This window comes from Bacillus swezeyi (assembly GCF_001969815.1).
Taxonomy (GTDB): Bacteria; Bacillota; Bacilli; order Bacillales; family Bacillaceae; genus Bacillus; species Bacillus swezeyi.
In genome coordinates this window covers 42,923-60,534 of sequence record NZ_MRBK01000010.1, presented here as the reverse complement: position 1 = coordinate 60,534, position 17,612 = coordinate 42,923, and the positions used below count along the sequence as shown (strand labels likewise).

Genomic DNA, 17,612 nt, shown 5'->3' with positions numbered 1-17,612 from the left:
GTTAAAGGAGCTGACCTCAAAATGAAAATGAAGCTGTTTACTCTGTTTATGGCTGTTTCTTTTGTGCTCGCCGCCTGCGGAGGCAATAATGAAAGCAAAGAAAGCAATACAGACGGGCAAACGACTGCAAAAGACGGGGAAGAAATTTATCAGCAAAACTGCACCGGCTGCCATGGAAAGGATTTGGCCGGCAGTTCTGCACCCAGCTTGAAAGAAGTTGGCGGAAAGTATGATGAAAAAGAAATTAAGGACATCGTTGTCAATGGCCGCGGAGGCATGCCCGGCAACCTTGTGAAGAAAGATGAAGCTGAAGCAATTGCAAAATGGCTTTCAAAGAAAAAGTAGGAATTTCCTAAGCGGAGGCAGCTTGCGCTGAATGCTTTCCGGAAATTCAGGAGAGAACCTGATTCACACATGGATCAGGTTCTTTTTCATTTTAATAGAACTTTTAACCTATTGAAAATCAGAGCATATCGGGTTCTTTTGCCTCAAAAAAGGCCGAAAGTACACATTTTCTGGCTGATTTTGCGTTTTTCCTATAACTTATGTCGTCATTGAAACAAAACTGTAATATCATTTTGTCTAATCTTGACGTATAATGGGTGTTGTTGAAAAAGAGCTTGATACAGTTGCGGTCTGCATGCTGAATGAAAAGGACATAAAGCGACATACCCTTTCGAAGAGTATGACCGTATAAACATAAAAGATTAGGTGATTACATGATCGAAATAAAAGATGTATATAAGACTTATTCCAACGGGGTTTCTGCGCTAAACGGAATAAGCATCTCGATATATCCCGGGGAGTTTGTTTATGTTGTCGGACCAAGCGGCGCGGGAAAATCAACCTTCATCAAAATGATTTACCGTGAAGAAAAACCTTCCAAAGGGAAGATTGTCATAAACAATAAAAATTTGGCGAACTTAAAAGAAAAAGAGATTCCTTTTGTCAGAAGGAAAATCGGCGTCGTTTTCCAAGACTTTAAACTGCTGCCGAAACTGACGGTGTTTGAAAATGTTGCTTTTGCTTTAGAAGTCATCAGGGAGCGCCCAGAGGTCATCAGAAAAAAAGTGCTCGAAGTGCTCGATCTTGTACAGCTGAAGCATAAAGCAAGACAGTTTCCCGATCAGCTGTCAGGCGGTGAACAGCAAAGGGTTTCAATCGCGAGATCAATCGTCAACAGCCCTGATGTGGTCATTGCTGACGAGCCGACTGGAAACCTTGATCCTGAAACGTCTTGGGAAATCATGAAGACGCTTGAAGAAATTAATAACCGCGGAACAACAGTCGTTATGGCGACTCATAACAAAGAAATCGTTAACACCATGAAGAAACGGGTCATCGCAATCGAAGACGGAGTCATTGTACGTGATGAAGCTAGAGGGGAGTATGGTTCTTATGATTAAAACTCTCGGACGGCATTTGCGCGAGAGCTTAAAATCTCTCGGGAGAAACACGTGGATGACTTTCGCATCCATCAGTGCTGTAACAGTTACGCTTATCTTGGTCGGCGTATTTATGGTTATCATGCTGAACCTGAACAATATGGCGTCGAAAGCTGAAAAAGAAGTGGAAATCAAAGTCTTAGTCGAATTAACCGCCAACCAAGATCAGAAAAATAAATTGGAAAAAGAGATTAAAGAAATATCTGAAATCAGCAGTGTCAATTACTCTTCAAAAGATGAAGAGCTTAAAAACTTGATAGAAAGCTTAGGCGAGGAAGGGAAATCCTTTTCAATGTTTGATCAGGAGAACCCGTTAAACGATGCTTTCATCGTGAAAACATCCGACCCTCACGATACGCCGAAAGCGGCCAAGAAGATCGAGAAGCTTGCACATACTTATAAGGTAACCTACGGCCAGGAAGAAGTAAGCCGGCTGTTTAACGTCGTCGGTGTTGCAAGAAACGTCGGCATCGTATTGATCATCGGTCTCCTGTTTACGGCGATGTTCTTAATTTCGAATACGATTAAAATTACGATTTTTGCAAGACGCAAAGAAATCGAGATTATGAAGCTTGTAGGTGCGACAAACTGGTTTATCCGCTGGCCTTTCTTTATTGAAGGTCTTCTCTTGGGCATTTGCGGTTCCATCATCCCGATCGCTATATTGCTCGGAACGTATGATCAAGCCGTTCAGTGGATAGCACCGAAAGTCCAGGGCTCCTTTATCGAGCTTTTGCCATACAATCCGTTTGTATTCCAGATTTCCGCCATTTTGGTCCTTATCGGCGCAATCATTGGCGTATGGGGAAGCCTGACGTCGATTCGTAAATTCTTAAAAGTTTAGACCGGCGCTTTCAGCCGGTTCTGTCATGTTTAAAGCTGGGATGCCTGCAGAGCGCCGGGCTCCCTTGATTCTGAAGGCAAGGAGGAACCAAGGTTGAGAAAAAAGCTTATGACGCTGGGGTTGACTGCTGTGGTCGGAATGTCGGCAGCTTTAATCCCATTCAAAAGCAACCATGCTTTAGCTTATGAAGACTTGGAGAAAAAGAAGAGCGACGTTCAGAGCAAGAAGTCGGAAAACCAGTCAAAACTGGAGAAAAAGAAACAGGAGCTTTCCGAGCTTGAGTCAAAAGAAGCAAGTTTGAAAAGCGACATAGAGAAAATCGACGGTCAAATGACTGACACGAATGAAAAGCTTGAAAAGAAAAAAGAAGAAATCGATAAAACGAAGAAAAGTATCGATGAGCTGAAAAAGCAAATTAAAGAGCTTAAGAAAAAGATCGAGAAGCGCAATAAAATATTGAAAGACCGGGTTCGTTCAATCCAAGAAAACGGCGGTTCCATTCAGTACATAGATGTTCTTCTCGGAGCAAGAAGCTTTGCGGATTTCATCAGCCGGGCGGGGGCTGTCTCGACAATTGTTGAAGCGGACAAGGACTTAATGGAAGAGCAGAAAAGGGATCTTCAGCTGGTTGAGAAAAAGGAAACAAAGCTGAGTGAGGACCTTGAAACCCTTGAAAAAGCCCTTAAAGACCTGGAAAAATTAAAAAAGACATTAGATGAACAGCAAAAAGAAAAATCAAAAGTGATGGAAAAAGTGAAACAGGATAAAGATCATGCCCATGAAGCGCTTGGTTCACTTGAAAACGAAGCCGAGATTTTAAAGCGGCAGAGTGAAGCGATAAAAGCCGAAGAGGCGCATAGAAAAAAACAGGAAGCTGAAGCGCGCCGCCAAGCGTCAAGCGGAAGTTCAGAAGCTTCTTCATCTAAACCGTCTGCTCCAAGCAGCTCAGGCTTTATTCGTCCTGCTTCCGGCACATTTACTTCCGGATTCGGAAAACGTTCGCTCGGAGACCATTTCGGTGTAGATATTGCCAAGCGCGGCTCAGGCGTTCCGATTTATGCCGCTGCTGCGGGTACCGTTTATAATGCGCACTATTCGTCAAGCTATGGAAATGTTGTCTTTATTACCCATAACATCAATGGCCAGACGTATCAAACGGTCTATGCCCACATGTCTTCACTCAAAGTGCGGACAGGCCAGCGCGTTGAGCAGGGAAAAGTTATTGGAACGATGGGGAATACAGGACATTCCTACGGCCAGCATCTCCACTTCGAAATTCATAAAGGGCTATGGAACAACGCAAAATCAAACGCTGTTGATCCGGCCAATTATATACCGCTTTAAAAAAGCTTCAAAGCCGGTTCGGTCCATGTTGGCCGAATCGGCTTTTTTTTATCGGGGTAAAAGGCTCAACCCTCTTTTTCTCTTGTCATCGTCTGCCAAAATTCATCTTGTCAGAAAATAACACAACGTATAGAATGAAAGTAATATCTGTCGACAGTCGACAATTTTTGAAAAGCGAGGGGATTGTCCGATGAAAGTATTCAACATTGCCAGCATACCCGGAGACGGTGTAGGAAAAGAAGTCGTGCCTGCCGCACAGCGTGTTTTGAAAGCGGTTTCTGATGTTCATGGGGGAATCTCATTTCATTTCACTGAATTTCCATACAGCTGCGAGTATTATTTGGAACATGGCCAAATGATGCCTGATGATGGATTGGTGAAGCTGAAAGATTTCGACAGCATTTTCTTAGGCGCTGTGGGCAACAGCAAGCTTGTACCAGACCACGTTTCTTTATGGGGCCTGCTTATTAAAATACGCCGCGAATTCGAACAAGTCATCAATATAAGGCCGGCGAAATTTTTGCAGGGGATCAAGTCCCCTTTAGCCAGTCCGAAAGATTTTGATCTGCTTGTCGTTCGGGAAAACAGTGAAGGAGAATACAGCACGGTCGGGGGACGAATTTATCGCAATGAAGAGGAAATCGCCATTCAGAATGCCGTTTTTTCACGAAAAGGAGCGGAAAGAGCGATGCGTTTTGCTTTTGAAATGGCGGCCAAACGGAAAAAGCATGTAACAAGTGCGACAAAGTCAAACGGAATCATTCATTCGATGCCTTTCTGGGATGAAGTCTTTGAACTGACGGCAAAAGATTACCCTGATATTGCAGCTGATTCGCAGCATATCGATGCATTGGCGTCGTTTTTTGTTACGAAGCCGGAGACATTTGACATCATCGTTGCCAGCAACCTGTTCGGAGATATTTTAACAGATATCGGGGCAGCGATTATGGGAAGTATCGGTATTGCACCAGCGGCCAATATCAATGTAAATGGCAAATTTCCTTCCATGTTTGAACCGGTCCACGGCTCTGCACCGGATATCATCGGAAAAGGGATTGCCAATCCAGTGGGGCAAATATGGACGGCAAAAATGATGCTGGACCATTTTGGAGAAGAGGAGCTTGGAAGCAAACTGCTGGATGTCATTGAAGATGTTCTAAAAAGCGGTATCTTAACACCGGATATCGGCGGTACAAGCACAACGGAAGAAGTCACAGATGAAATCATCAAACGTCTTAAAGCCTTATAAAGAGCGATGAAAGCTGCCGGAGTGATTCGGCGGTTTTTTTTTCGTATCGAAATCAACTACATGAAATCATGATGTTTGACACATACTACATCAAGCAACAGAAACATAGTGCAGCCAGAAGAGGAGGTATAGGATGAATCAGAAGATTGCGCGGCTCATCATGGCCATCAGTCTGCTATGCGGTCTGCTGACAGGGGTTGACCTGAACGCCTTGCATGGACACATCCCGAAAGCCGCCGCCGCAGCTGAAGCGGGTTCAGATAGAGACGCCGACAGAAGCGAGGCAATGGAGAAAATTGAAAAAGCATACGATCTCATCTCAAATGAATATGTGGAGCAGGTAGACAGGGAAAAGCTGTTGGAAGGAGCCATTCAGGGCATGCTTTCAACATTAAATGACCCATATTCGGTTTATATGGATAAACAGACAGCGAAACGGTTTTCCGATTCTCTTGATTCCTCTTTTGAAGGAATCGGAGCGGAAATTGGAATGGAAGACCGAAAAATTATTATCGTCTCTCCATTCAAAAAATCCCCGGCAGAGAAAGCCGGATTAAAGCCAAACGATGAAATCCTCAGCATTGACGGACAATCAATGGCTGGAATGGATTTGAATGATGCCGTATTAAAAATCAGGGGAAAAAAGGGATCGACGGTTACGTTGAAGGTTCACCGTCCCGGTATGAAGGATCAGCTGACATTTACGATCAAACGCGACGATATTCCGCTTGAGACCGTTTTTGTTTCAATTAAAAAAGTACAGGATAAGCCGGTCGGGTACATGGCTATTTCTTCTTTTTCCGAACATACAGCCAAAGATTTTGCCGCAGAGCTGAAAAAGCTCGAGAAAAAGGGAATAAAAGGTCTTGTATTAGATGTAAGGGGCAATCCTGGCGGATACTTACAAAGTGTTGAAGACATTTTAAAACATTTTGTGACAAAAGATCATCCATACATTCAAATCGCCGAAAGAAACGGCAATAAAAAGCAGTACTTTTCAAAACGTAAAGAGAAAAAACCATATCCTGTTAGTGTGATCACAGATAAGGGCAGCGCTTCCGCGTCAGAAATTCTGGCTGGTGCACTAAAAGAAGCGGAAGGATATCAAGTAGTCGGTGATGCTTCCTTTGGAAAAGGCACCGTTCAGCAGGCCGTTCCAATGGGAGATGGCAGCAATATCAAGCTGACTCTGTATAAATGGCTCACACCAAAAGGAAACTGGATCCATAAAAAAGGAATTCAGCCGACCGTTTCGGTAGCACAGCCTGCTTATTTTTCAGTGGGGCCTGTTCAGTTGAAAGAGCCTCTCAAGCTCGATATGAACAACAATGAAATTAAGCGTGCACAGCTGCTGTTAAAAGGTCTAGGTTTTGCTCCGGGCCGGGAAGACGGCTATTATCATGAGGGCACTAAGCAAGCTGTGATGGCTTTTCAGGCCCAAAACAAGCTGAAACAAACTGGAGTAATTGACCAAAAGACAGCAAATACAATGAACCTTCGGATTGAGGAAAAAAAGATGGATGATAAAAATGATTTGCAGCTTAAAGCCGCATTAAAAGTGCTCTTTAAGAAAAAGTGAGGGTGGCAATATGTCCTCACTTTTTTTTATACTCAGAAAGTAAATTCTCAACCTTTTTACCTAAAATTTTTGTTTTTTCATAAAAAAAACATTCATAATGAATAGAAATGACCCGATAACATAAGTATATGGGAGACTTTATAAGGATGTAAAGATGCAGTAAAAATGTAACTTTTGCAAGTTGTATAATAAATGAAAAGTTTTTAAAATGGAAACAAGGCTTACACGATTTATAATGCGTGCATTTTTTTTGCGAAGAATGTTAGCGCTGTTTGCGTTCTTCGTCTCTGGTTGGTGGAGTCGTCTGACGCTTGCGCTTTTCTTATACATAAATAATAAATGGGGGTACACGATTGAAAAGGGCAAGTATTGTGAGAGAGAAAAAATACTATGAATTAGTGGAGCAATTAAAAGTTCGATCACAAGACGTTACGTTTTCCGCTACAAAGGCAGTGGGATTGCTTATGCTGTTCAGCAGATACCTCGTGAACTACACTTCAGTTGAAAGCGTGGATGACATTAATGAGGACTGCGCGGAACTTTATTTCAATTACTTGATGGACAACCACAAACGCCTGGGCATCAATTTAACAGATATTAAACGCTCCATGCAGCTGATTGGAGATATTTTGGATGTCGAGGTCAATCATTATTTAAAGGATTTTTCGCTGTCGAATGTGACGCTTTGGATGAGTCAAGAAAAATAAACCTCACGTTTACCATACCCAAGCATTTTATTATTTGATAGAATAATAATAAAACGCACCAGCTTGCCTGAAGGTGCTGGCATTTGTCGTCACGAATGCGCATTTAAAAGCGCCCGGCGTTTTGCAAATGACGAAGATTCATGCGGCTGACGGCTCAGGCATCCCCGTCTGAACGCCGCTCTGACGTCTCCTCGCGTGAACGCCAAGACAAGCTGGGTTTCTAAAATATCCAACGTGAAAAGGCTGCCGCATGTTCGGCAGCATTGAATGATTGGCTGAGGCGGTGAACGTTTCCTTGTCAGTTGAAGAAAGCTTAATTGAACTTTTAAAAGGAGCCGGCTGGTTTTTTGTGCACCCGCTCTTCTACTTTATGATGGCCATGAGTCTGGCTTACGGCTATGCCCGGATCAAACGTGAAAGAAAAACTTTTCATACGCGCATTGAAGATATTTATGATGAATTCAAGTTTACATACTCAAAAGGGCTTTTGGCGGGAATTTTGCTGTCCATTGTTTCATTCGGCCTTGGGCTGTCTCTCCCGTTCGGAATGCTCATCTTAATAGCAGCGGTGACCGCAGCTGCCGCTTTAACCTTCAGACAGAGCCTGCTGTCGTCGGCTTATACGCTTGGCGTGAGCATCGTGATTGGTTTAAGCATAGATTACGCAGGTTCAGGTATGGCTGAGGCGTTTCTTCCGCAGCTGTCCCTCGCCAATTGGTCAGCCGCCGCCGTTTTGCTCGGGCTTCTTCTTTTTGCGGAAGGGATATTGGCTTACAAAACGGCTCACATCAGAACTTCCCCGGCAATTGTCATGAGCAGAAGGGGGCTTCCGATCGGACAGCAAATCGCGAGCCGCGTTTGGTTTCTGCCGTTGTTCATTCTCATTCCGGGACATGCAATCGAATCCTCTGTGCCTTGGTGGCCGGTTCTGTCTTTTAACGGAGGCGCCTTTCAATTGCTGTGGATTCCTTATTTTATCGGTTTCGGACAAAGGGTGCAGGGATCGCTTCCGAGCGAAAGCATCAAAATTACAGCGAGGCGCATAAGTGTTCTCGGGATCATGACGCTGTTGATTGCAGCCGGAAGCATATGGTGGACGCCGCTTGCAGCAGCAGCAGCAGCTGCCGCTGTGGCAGGCAGAGCCTTTTTAACATGGAAGCAGCGGGTGAACGATAATTCCGCTCCTTTCTATTTTTCAAAAAGAGATCAGGGGCTGATGGTGCTCGGCATCATTCCGAACACACCGGCTGCCGGTCTCGGCCTGCAGATCGGCGAAATTATTACGAAAGTAAACGGAATCCAAGTAAAGAATGAAGCCGATTTTTATGAAGCACTGCAAAAAAACGGCGCCTTCTTTAAGCTTGAAGTGGTCGGCTTGAACAATGAGATCCGATTTGAGCAAAGGGCTTCATACGAAGGGGAGCATCATGAGCTCGGAATCCTGTTTGTGAAAGATGAAGAACCGGCGCTTCAAGAAACTGCCGCATCTTCGGAATCTGATTAAGATGATTGTACAAAAAGCGTCTGGTTCAGGCGCTTTTTCTGTTGCCGGCCCTTGCCCGAAACGGCGAAACTTTTTGATTGTATTTTTCAAAGCGTTCAGATAGGATGGTTGATATATCTGCTTGAAGGAGAATGACATGATGAAAAAGGCTTTTCTCTCAGGGGTTGCCGTTTGTTTGATTAGTGTATTGATCTCGGTTGCAGCCGGGGATTGGGCATATCTTTACAAAATTTCCGGAGCTTGCGGCCTCGGTGCCATTCTTCTGTCGGCCTTGCTTTCAGGTGTGTTTGCAAGCGGAGGCCGATTCGGGGGAAATCATCACTCAGAAACAAAAGAACATAGAGACTCGAGCAGCAAAATGACGAATGGACTTGCCGTTTTTGGGCTGCCAAATCTGCTGGCTGCCGGAATCTCCTTCTTTTTCGCTTTTTAAAGAGGCCGTTTTCGAATAACACGGCTTTCAAATGGGTAACATAAAGAAGTGAGTGTTCAGGTTTGTCCGTTTCTTTGTTCTTTAATATAATCAAATAAGATCAAGAAACGTGAGGAGGGTTTTTGTGTTTACAAAAGCCGTTTTTGCACTAATTTTTCCTTTCTTGCTTGTCTTGTTTTTTACAAGGGTTACCTATAACCATTATGTCGGAATTGCGCTTACCGCTGCGTTATTGTTTGCTTCCTATTTAAAAGGTTATACGGAAACCTTTTTTATTGTAGGACTTGATATTGTTTCGCTTGTCGCCGGTGCGCTCTATGCAGCCAAAAAGGCTGGCGAAAAGAAGGAAGAATCATAGAAATCCCGTGGATAATTGCCGTGAAGCCCTGCTTTTGATAACAAAAAGGAGGGGTTTTTTGATAGATCGGAAAAAACGGATATGTAAAAAACACAAAAACCGAACTTTAGTTCGTATTTTTGTTTTGGATGTGTTAAAATAATAACAGGAAGATTTCGTAAAGAAACGGAGGCTTTTTTGTGAAAGACAGCTTTGAATTAGTCTCGAATTATCAGCCCCAGGGAGATCAGCCGAAAGCGATTGAACAGCTTGTGGAAGGCATTCGGGAAGGCAGAAAGCATCAGACACTTTTAGGTGCAACCGGTACGGGCAAAACGTTTACAATGTCAAACGTGATTCAGGAGGTCAATAAACCGACCCTTGTCATCGCCCATAACAAAACGCTTGCCGGACAGCTGTACAGTGAGTTTAAGGAGTTTTTCCCAAACAACGCAGTCGAGTATTTTGTAAGTTATTATGATTACTACCAGCCGGAGGCCTATGTTCCTCAGACTGATACGTTTATTGAAAAAGATGCCAGCATCAATGATGAAATAGATAAATTAAGGCACTCAGCCACATCCGCTCTGTTTGAACGCAAAGACGTCATCATCGTGGCGAGTGTCTCTTGTATATACGGTTTGGGTTCGCCGGAAGAATACAAAGAACTCGTACTTTCACTGAGAACGGAAATGGAAATTGAGCGCAATGAGCTCCTCAGAAAGCTCGTTGACATCCAATTTGCCCGAAATGACATCGATTTTCAGCGCGGCACATTCAGGGTGCGCGGCGATGTCGTCGAAATTTTTCCAGCTTCAAGGGATGAACACTGCATTCGCGTCGAGTTTTTTGGAGATGAAATCGAACGGATCAGAGAAGTGGACGCCCTCACAGGCGAGATTTTAGGGGAGCGCGACCATGTAGCGATTTTCCCTGCATCCCACTTCGTAACGCGCGAAGAGAAAATGAAAAAAGCGATCATGAATATTGAAGAAGAGCTCGAAGAACGTCTAAAGATTCTTCATGATAACGGCAAGCTTCTTGAAGCGCAGCGTCTGGAGCAGCGGACGAGATACGATCTGGAAATGATGCGGGAAATGGGATTTTGCTCAGGCATTGAAAACTATTCAAGGCATTTGACGCTGCGGCAGGCAGGGGCGACTCCATATACCCTGCTCGATTATTTTCCGGATGACTTCTTGATGGTTATCGATGAGTCTCATGTCACCATTCCGCAGGTCAGGGGGATGTACAACGGAGACCAAGCCAGAAAACAGGTGCTCGTCGATCATGGATTCAGACTGCCTTCGGCTTTGGATAACCGGCCTTTGCGGTTTGAAGAGTTTGAAAAGCACATTCATAACATTGTATATGTGTCTGCCACACCCGGTCCTTATGAGCTTGATCATACTCCTGAAGTGGTTGAGCAGATCATCCGTCCGACCGGTCTGCTTGACCCAGTCATTGAGGTAAGGCCGATCAAAGGGCAGATCGATGACCTGATCGGTGAAATCAGGCAGAGAATCGAACGGAATGAGCGCGTCCTCGTCACTACTTTGACGAAAAAAATGTCCGAGGATTTGACGGATTATCTCAAGGAAGTCGGAATAAAGGTTACATATCTGCATTCCGAAATTAAAACGCTTGAACGGATCGAAATCATTCGCGACCTGCGCCTGGGCAAGCATGACGTTCTCATCGGCATCAACCTGCTGCGGGAAGGGCTCGACATCCCTGAAGTTTCACTTGTCGCGATATTGGATGCGGATAAAGAAGGCTTTCTCCGCTCTGAACGTTCCTTAATTCAGACGATCGGCCGGGCAGCAAGAAATGCCGAAGGCCGGGTAATTATGTACGCGGACAAAATCACCAACTCCATGGAAATCGCGCTCAATGAAACGAAACGCCGCCGCGAACAGCAGGAAGCGTTTAACAAGAAACACGGCATTACACCGAAAACGATCAACAAGAAGATCCGCGACGTCATCCGCGCAACTCATGCGGCTGAGGAGCAGGAAGAATATAAAGCAAAAGAGGAGCCGAAGCTTTCAAAACTGACGAAGAAAGAGCGGGAAAAAGTGATCGCCCAGATGGAGCACGATATGAAGGAAGCGGCAAAAGCGCTTGATTTCGAACGGGCAGCTGAGCTTCGGGACTTACTCCTAGAGTTAAAATCGGAAGGATGAATGCAATATGGCAATGGAACGAATTGAGGTGAAAGGGGCAAGGGCCCATAACCTGAAAAATATCGATGTCTCTATTCCGAGGGATAAGCTTGTCGTGCTGACTGGCCTTTCAGGTTCAGGGAAATCGTCTCTTGCGTTTGACACGATTTATGCTGAGGGACAAAGGCGTTATGTCGAGTCTCTCTCCGCATATGCCCGCCAGTTTTTAGGGCAGATGGACAAACCTGATGTGGATGCGATCGAAGGTCTTTCACCTGCTATCAGCATCGATCAGAAAACGACGAGCCGGAACCCCCGTTCAACGGTCGGAACAGTTACGGAAATCTATGACTATCTTCGCTTATTGTTTGCAAGAATCGGAAAGCCTGTTTGTCCGGTACACGGAATCGAAATCACGTCACAGACGATCGAACAGATGACAGACAGGATTTTGGAATACCCTGAGCGCACGAAGATTCAAGTGCTTGCGCCGGTCGTATCGGGAAGAAAAGGCACGCATGTGAAAGTGCTTGAGCAAATCAGAAAGCAGGGCTATGTCAGGGTTCGCATCAACGGCGAAATGAACGATCTTTCCGAGGATATCGAACTTGAAAAAAACAAAAAGCATTCGATCGAAGTCGTTGTCGACCGCATCGTCATAAAAGAAGGCGTGACAGCCCGCCTCACAGACTCGCTCGAAACTGCGCTCCGCCTAGGTGAAGGCCGGGTGATCATCGATGTGATCGGCCAGGAAGAGCTGCTTTTCAGCGAGCATCATGCCTGCCCGCACTGCGGTTTTTCAATCGGAGAGCTGGAGCCGAGAATGTTTTCTTTTAACAGTCCGTTCGGCGCTTGCCCGAGCTGTGACGGCCTCGGGGCCAAGCTTGAAGTCGATGTTGAACTGGTGATTCCTAATGGGGAGCTGACGCTTAAGCAGCATGCCATTGCTCCTTGGGAACCGCAGAGCTCACAGTATTATCCGAAGCTTTTGGAAGCGGTTTGCAGCCATTATGGCATCGATATGGATGTGCCGGTTAAAGATCTGCCAAAACACCATCTTGATAAAATTCTTTACGGCAGCGGAAATGAACAAATCTATTTTAAATATGAAAATGATTTCGGACAGGTCCGGGAAAGTTATATTGAGTTTGAAGGCGTGATTCGCAATATCGAAAGACGCTATAAAGAAACAAGCTCCGATTACATCCGGGAGCAGATGGAGAAATACATGGCCAACCAGCCATGCCCTTCCTGCAAAGGCTACAGGCTGAAAAAAGAAGCGCTGGCCGTTCTGGTAGCCGGACTTCACATCGGAAAAATAACGGAAATGTCGGTTACAAACGCCCTGCAATTTTTCCGTGCGCTGGAGCTTTCAGAGAAGGATATGAAGATTGCCAACCTGATTTTGCGTGAGATTGAAGAACGGCTCGGGTTTTTAAATAATGTCGGTCTTGATTATTTGACGCTCAGCCGCGCTGCCGGCACCCTCTCAGGGGGAGAAGCTCAGAGGATCCGTCTCGCGACGCAAATCGGTTCAAGGCTGACCGGTGTTCTCTATATTCTTGATGAGCCGTCGATCGGCCTTCATCAGCGCGACAATGACCGCCTGATTGATACGCTGAAAAACATGCGGGATATCGGTAACACATTGATTGTCGTTGAACATGACGAGGATACGATGCTTGCCGCCGATTATTTAATCGATATCGGTCCGGGAGCGGGCGTTCACGGGGGAGAAGTGATTTCCGCCGGAACACCGGAAGAAGTGATGAACGATGATCAATCACTGACAGGACAATATCTTTCCGGGAAAAAGTTTATTCCTCTGCCGGCTGAGAGAAGAAAACCCGACGGCCGCTTTATCGAAATAAAAGGGGCAAAGGAAAACAATTTGAAAAATGCTTCCGTTCAGTTTCCGCTCGGCGTGTTTACGGCAGTTACGGGTGTATCCGGATCGGGAAAAAGTACGCTTGTAAACGAAATTTTACACAAAACCCTCGCGCAAAAGCTCCATCGTGCGAAGGCTAGGCCGGGGGAGTATAAAGAAATCAAAGGGATTGAGCATCTCGACAAGGTGATTGACATCGACCAGTCTCCGATCGGACGGACGCCGAGATCAAATCCCGCCACCTACACGGGCGTGTTTGACGATATACGCGATGTATTTGCCCAGACTAACGAAGCTAAAGTCAGAGGGTATAAGAAAGGCCGCTTCAGCTTTAATGTGAAAGGCGGCCGCTGTGAAGCCTGCAAAGGCGACGGAATCATCAAAATCGAAATGCATTTTCTGCCCGATGTATATGTGCCTTGTGAAGTGTGCCACGGAAAGAGATATAACCGGGAAACGCTCCAGGTGACATACAAAGGGAAAAATATTTCCGATGTACTCGAGATGACAGTCGAGAATGCGGTGCAATTTTTTGAAAACATACCGAAGATTAAACGCAAGCTTCAGACCCTTTATGATGTCGGTCTTGGCTATATTACGCTCGGACAGCCAGCAACAACGCTTTCCGGCGGTGAAGCGCAGCGCGTCAAACTGGCATCTGAGCTGCACCGGCGGTCAACCGGAAGATCCCTCTACATTTTGGACGAGCCGACGACAGGGCTTCATGTCGATGATATTGCCAGGCTGTTGGCCGTTCTTCAGCGTTTAGTAGACAATGGAGATACCGTTCTGGTGATTGAACATAATCTTGATATTATTAAGGCGGCCGATTATTTAATCGATCTGGGCCCTGAAGGCGGGGACGGAGGCGGAAAAATTATCGCAGCCGGTCCGCCTGAAAAAGTGATAAAGGTTGAAGGTTCATATACGGGCCGTTATTTAAAGCCAATCATCGAACGCGACAAAAACAGAATGAAAAAGCGGCTTCAGGAGAAAGAAGCTGTCAGACCTTAAAAAACGAAGCTGCCGACACCGAGTCGGCAGCTTCTTCGAATGCTTGATGCACCGGCGGCTGCTTGTTCAAGATTTTTTTATTGCTCTTTCAAGAAATAGCTGTTATAACGTAAAAACAAGGCATGAAAGGGATGGTGTGAATGAACATCGACCGCATTGATCATCTCGTTTTAACTGTAAACGACATGGCGGCCTCATGTGATTTTTACAGCACGGTTTTAGGAATGAAAGTGGTCACTTTTGGCGAGGGGAGAAAAGCGCTGCAATTTGGCCGCCAAAAAATCAATCTGCATGAAGCGGGAAAAGAATTTGAGCCGAAAGCTAAGCGTCCGCTCCCCGGTTCTGCAGATCTATGTTTCATTACGGATGTTGGCCTTGATCATGTCATCCGCCATCTAAGAGCCAACCGGATTCAGATTGAAGAAGGACCCATAAGGCGAACAGGGGCGACGGGGCCGATCCTTTCTATTTATATCAGAGATCCTGATGAAAATCTTATAGAAATTGCAAACGATGTCAGCTAAAAGCCGCATGCTGTCTCGGCTGGCGGCAGCGCAAAATGAAAAAAGGTTAATCTTGCTCTTGCCTGCCGATTTGTTTAGTCACCTCAATCAGGCTGTTTAAAATGTGTGTACTGCTGCTGCTCAGCAGAACCTTTAAGTAGCGGATTTCATTGGAAAGCGGAGGAGCGGAGTTGATCGCTTCCAATCGGTTAATGATCTCCTGATTCACCTTTTTTTGTTCCTGAATCAGTTCAAGAAGCTTTGGAGTTGGTGATGCGTATTCATCCGATTTTTGTTTCATAACGCTCCCTCCTTTTTATACTAGCTTTTCCACATATTTTAAAGGGTTATAAAAAAAGAATCTATTCATAAAATCTAAAAAAATCAATTTGCGAAGATTGACGCATGCCCATCGAATGAAAATGAAACCAAACGGCTATGATACACGTAAACTTGAGTATAAGGTCATTGTCCATTAGACTCAGGGAAAGTTTAACATTGACAAGCTGGTACAGGAGAGTGGTATGAATGACTAGAAACAACGCGCTGATTTCTGCAATTTGTTATTTTAGCGTTTTTTTTGCCCCGCTTATTTTGCCTATCGCTGCGTATTTTATAACAGATGATCAAGAAACGAAAAAACATGCGCTGCGCTCGCTTATATCGCATATTATTCCGTTTATAAGCGTAGTCATATTGGCAGCCGGAGCGATTAGCGGTACGATTATCTTTAATGACAGCGGTTATTTGGCGTTTATGTCTATTTTCGGCGGCTTCATTTTTTTCGGGATCATCAGTTTGATCATTGTTATCTGGAATGTCGTCCAAGGGATTAAAATGCTGACTCAGGCATAAAAGAAGAACGGGGGAGCTTTCATGAAAAATGAAAAAGAACGGATTTTAAAACTCGTTGAAACAGGCAAACTGTCGGCGAAAGAGGCGCTGATTTTAATCGAAAAACTTGAAGAAGACTACAGGCAGACTGAAAGCAAGGTGACGGCCTTATCAGAGGATGTCCTTGATTCAGATCAGTTTTACAGCGAAAAAAAGCAAGAGCCGAAGCCCTCTATAGGTTCGAAATTGTTTGAATGGATCGATACCGCTGTAAAAAAAGTAAAAGACGTTGACTTGGATTTGAATTTCGGGCAATCATATGATGTCCAGCATATTTTTCAATTCAAGGATGTCGATTTCTCCACTCTTGATATTCAGCTGGCTAACGGCAGCGTCAACCTTGTGCCATGGAACGATGGCGACATTCGGGTCGAGTGCCAGGCGAAAGTGTACCGGACCGAAAATCAAGAGGAAGCAAGAAAGGCATTTCTTCAGCATATCGACTGCGGTGCAGAAGGTGAGAAGTTTACGATCCGTACGGAGAAAAAAACGATGAAGACGAATCTCACCGTCTATATACCAGACAAGGAATACAGCAAAATCCGCTTTAAACTGTTTAATGGTCCCATCAGGGGGGAACATTTAAACGTAAAAGAGCTTGCTGCCAAAACGACAAACGGCGTTTTGTCGTTTTCCGGCCTGACCGCAAAAAAGGCATCATTGGAAACGGCCAATGGACAGATCAAACTCGCCGACCACGATTGCGTGGAGATTGAAGCGGAAACCATCAACGGCTTGATCGATCTTAAAGGTTCATGTGAGGCTCTTGATCTGCAAAGCTTTAACGGAAATATTGCAGCGACTGTCAAAAGTCCGCATTGCCGTACGGCATATGTTAAAACAACCACCGGCAGCATCGAATTGAACGTTCCGCGGGACTGTTCCGTGACAGCGGAGCTGAAAAGCAATTTAGGTTCTCTGTCTAACGATCTTGCAGATGCGGAAATCTTGAAAGAAAAAAATGAGACCATTCAAAAAGAAATGTATGTAAAAGCAAATCAAAATCATGATCACAATATGACAGTGTTTTTGGAATCGAAAACAGGATCGATCCATTTAAACCATACACAGGAGTGATATAATGAAAAGACTATATCGATCCGAAACAGACAGGAAAATCGCCGGGGTCGTTGGAGGACTGGCAGAATATTTGAACTTTGATGCCTCATTGCTGCGAATCATCACGGTGCTGTTGTTTATATTTTCGACGGGAATTCCCGTGGGGCTGATTTATATCGTCTGGGTGTTTCTCGTTCCGAATGAAGGAGACGTCAAATAGATGATGAGATGGATAATAAGCGTTCTTGTTAACGCCCTTTTATTAATCGTAATTGCCGGTTATTTTGATGCGGTTCACGTCAGAAGCATCGGTGCTGCCATTACGGCAAGTTTGATTTTATCGATTTTAAATATGTTTGTGAAACCGGTGCTGATCGTTTTGACACTGCCCGTCACAGTGATTACACTTGGTTTATTCTTATTTGTGATCAATGCGATCACCTTGTATATGACGGCATCCATTATGGGTGACAGCTTTGACCTTGACGGTTTTGGGACAGCCGTTTTTGCATCCATTGTTCTATCGGTATTCCACTTGCTGATCCAAAAAACGATCATCGAGCCGATGACCAGAAAATAAAAAAGCTTGATATGATCATGCTGAGGCTGTCGAGAAATTCTCGACAGCCTTTTTTATATTCAAGAGC

Annotated in this window: 18 protein-coding genes; 17 read left to right on the top strand and 1 reads right to left on the bottom strand. The window is 44.9% G+C overall.

Going from position 1 to position 17,612, the window contains the following annotated elements; translation table 11 throughout:
• Window positions 1–21 precede the first annotated feature (21 nt).
• The 13 genes from cccB to BTA30_RS09970 all read left to right on the top strand — a co-directional run bounded on the left by cccB (window position 22) and on the right by BTA30_RS09970 (window position 15,033).
• The gene (gene cccB, locus BTA30_RS10035) at window positions 22–345 is read left to right on the top strand and encodes a cytochrome c551 (RefSeq protein WP_076761114.1); all 324 of its coding nucleotides are present in this window, start codon (window positions 22–24) and stop codon (window positions 343–345) included.
• A gap of 374 nt (window positions 346–719) precedes the next feature.
• Window positions 720–1,406 carry a cell division ATP-binding protein FtsE gene (gene ftsE / locus BTA30_RS10025; RefSeq protein WP_076761113.1) on the top strand — a complete coding sequence of 229 codons (687 nt, stop codon included), beginning with the start codon at window positions 720–722 and terminating at the stop codon, window positions 1,404–1,406.
• Window positions 1,399–2,289 (top strand): permease-like cell division protein FtsX, encoded by an 891-nt coding sequence (gene ftsX, locus BTA30_RS10020; protein WP_076761112.1) that lies wholly within the window; start codon window positions 1,399–1,401, stop codon window positions 2,287–2,289. Before ftsE ends, ftsX begins: the two co-directional genes overlap by 8 nt.
• A 93-nt stretch (window positions 2,290–2,382) precedes the next feature.
• Window positions 2,383–3,633, top strand: a complete 1,251-nt coding sequence (locus BTA30_RS10015) for a murein hydrolase activator EnvC family protein (RefSeq protein ID WP_076761111.1) — start codon at window positions 2,383–2,385, stop codon at window positions 3,631–3,633.
• Window positions 3,634–3,823: 190 nt separating this feature from the next.
• Entirely contained in the window at window positions 3,824–4,882 is a 1,059-nt protein-coding gene (locus BTA30_RS10010) for a tartrate dehydrogenase (protein WP_076761110.1), read from the top strand.
• A 133-nt stretch (window positions 4,883–5,015) separates the two neighbouring features.
• On the top strand, window positions 5,016–6,461 hold the full coding sequence (ctpB, locus tag BTA30_RS10005) for a carboxy-terminal processing protease CtpB (RefSeq protein ID WP_076761109.1): 1,446 nt from the start codon (window positions 5,016–5,018) through the stop codon (window positions 6,459–6,461).
• 353 nt (window positions 6,462–6,814) lie between these two features.
• Window positions 6,815–7,168 carry a swarming motility protein SwrAA gene (gene swrA / locus BTA30_RS10000; protein WP_034326694.1) on the top strand — a complete coding sequence of 118 codons (354 nt, stop codon included), beginning with the start codon at window positions 6,815–6,817 and terminating at the stop codon, window positions 7,166–7,168.
• A gap of 295 nt (window positions 7,169–7,463) precedes the next feature.
• Window positions 7,464–8,672, top strand: coding sequence for a PDZ domain-containing protein (locus BTA30_RS09995; RefSeq protein ID WP_076761108.1), 1,209 nt, complete (start codon window positions 7,464–7,466; stop codon window positions 8,670–8,672).
• Window positions 8,673–8,811: 139 nt separating this feature from the next.
• Window positions 8,812–9,105 (top strand): DUF5316 domain-containing protein, encoded by a 294-nt coding sequence (locus BTA30_RS09990; protein WP_076761107.1) that lies wholly within the window; start codon window positions 8,812–8,814, stop codon window positions 9,103–9,105.
• Window positions 9,106–9,229: 124 nt separating this feature from the next.
• Window positions 9,230–9,463 carry a CsbA family protein gene (locus BTA30_RS09985; RefSeq protein ID WP_076761106.1) on the top strand — a complete coding sequence of 78 codons (234 nt, stop codon included), beginning with the start codon at window positions 9,230–9,232 and terminating at the stop codon, window positions 9,461–9,463.
• A gap of 179 nt (window positions 9,464–9,642) precedes the next feature.
• The gene (gene uvrB / locus BTA30_RS09980) at window positions 9,643–11,628 is read left to right on the top strand and encodes an excinuclease ABC subunit UvrB (RefSeq protein ID WP_076761105.1); all 1,986 of its coding nucleotides are present in this window, start codon (window positions 9,643–9,645) and stop codon (window positions 11,626–11,628) included.
• A 7-nt stretch (window positions 11,629–11,635) separates the two neighbouring features.
• The gene (gene uvrA, locus BTA30_RS09975; protein WP_076761104.1) at window positions 11,636–14,509 is read left to right on the top strand and encodes an excinuclease ABC subunit UvrA; all 2,874 of its coding nucleotides are present in this window, start codon (window positions 11,636–11,638) and stop codon (window positions 14,507–14,509) included.
• Between the two features lie 140 nt (window positions 14,510–14,649).
• Complete coding sequence (locus tag BTA30_RS09970; protein ID WP_076761103.1) at window positions 14,650–15,033, top strand: VOC family protein; 384 nt, start codon at window positions 14,650–14,652, stop codon at window positions 15,031–15,033.
• A gap of 46 nt (window positions 15,034–15,079) precedes the next feature.
• On the opposite strand, the gene BTA30_RS09965 is transcribed toward BTA30_RS09970, so the two are convergent.
• Complete coding sequence (locus BTA30_RS09965; protein WP_076761102.1) at window positions 15,080–15,313, bottom strand: hypothetical protein; 234 nt, start codon at window positions 15,311–15,313, stop codon at window positions 15,080–15,082.
• A 227-nt stretch (window positions 15,314–15,540) separates the two neighbouring features.
• On the opposite strand from BTA30_RS09965, the gene BTA30_RS09960 reads away from it, so the two are divergent.
• From BTA30_RS09960 to BTA30_RS09945, 4 genes are read left to right on the top strand one after another with little or no spacing between them, the layout of a single operon-like run.
• Entirely contained in the window at window positions 15,541–15,867 is a 327-nt protein-coding gene (locus BTA30_RS09960; protein WP_076761101.1) for a hypothetical protein, read from the top strand.
• A 21-nt stretch (window positions 15,868–15,888) separates the two neighbouring features.
• Entirely contained in the window at window positions 15,889–16,983 is a 1,095-nt protein-coding gene (locus tag BTA30_RS09955) for a DUF4097 family beta strand repeat-containing protein (protein ID WP_076761100.1), read from the top strand.
• Between the two features lie 4 nt (window positions 16,984–16,987).
• Window positions 16,988–17,185: a PspC domain-containing protein gene (locus tag BTA30_RS09950; protein ID WP_076761099.1), complete on the top strand. Its 198-nt coding sequence runs from the start codon at window positions 16,988–16,990 to the stop codon at window positions 17,183–17,185.
• Window positions 17,186–17,545, top strand: a complete 360-nt coding sequence (locus BTA30_RS09945) for a phage holin family protein (RefSeq protein WP_076761098.1) — start codon at window positions 17,186–17,188, stop codon at window positions 17,543–17,545.
• Window positions 17,546–17,612: the final 67 nt, after the last annotated feature.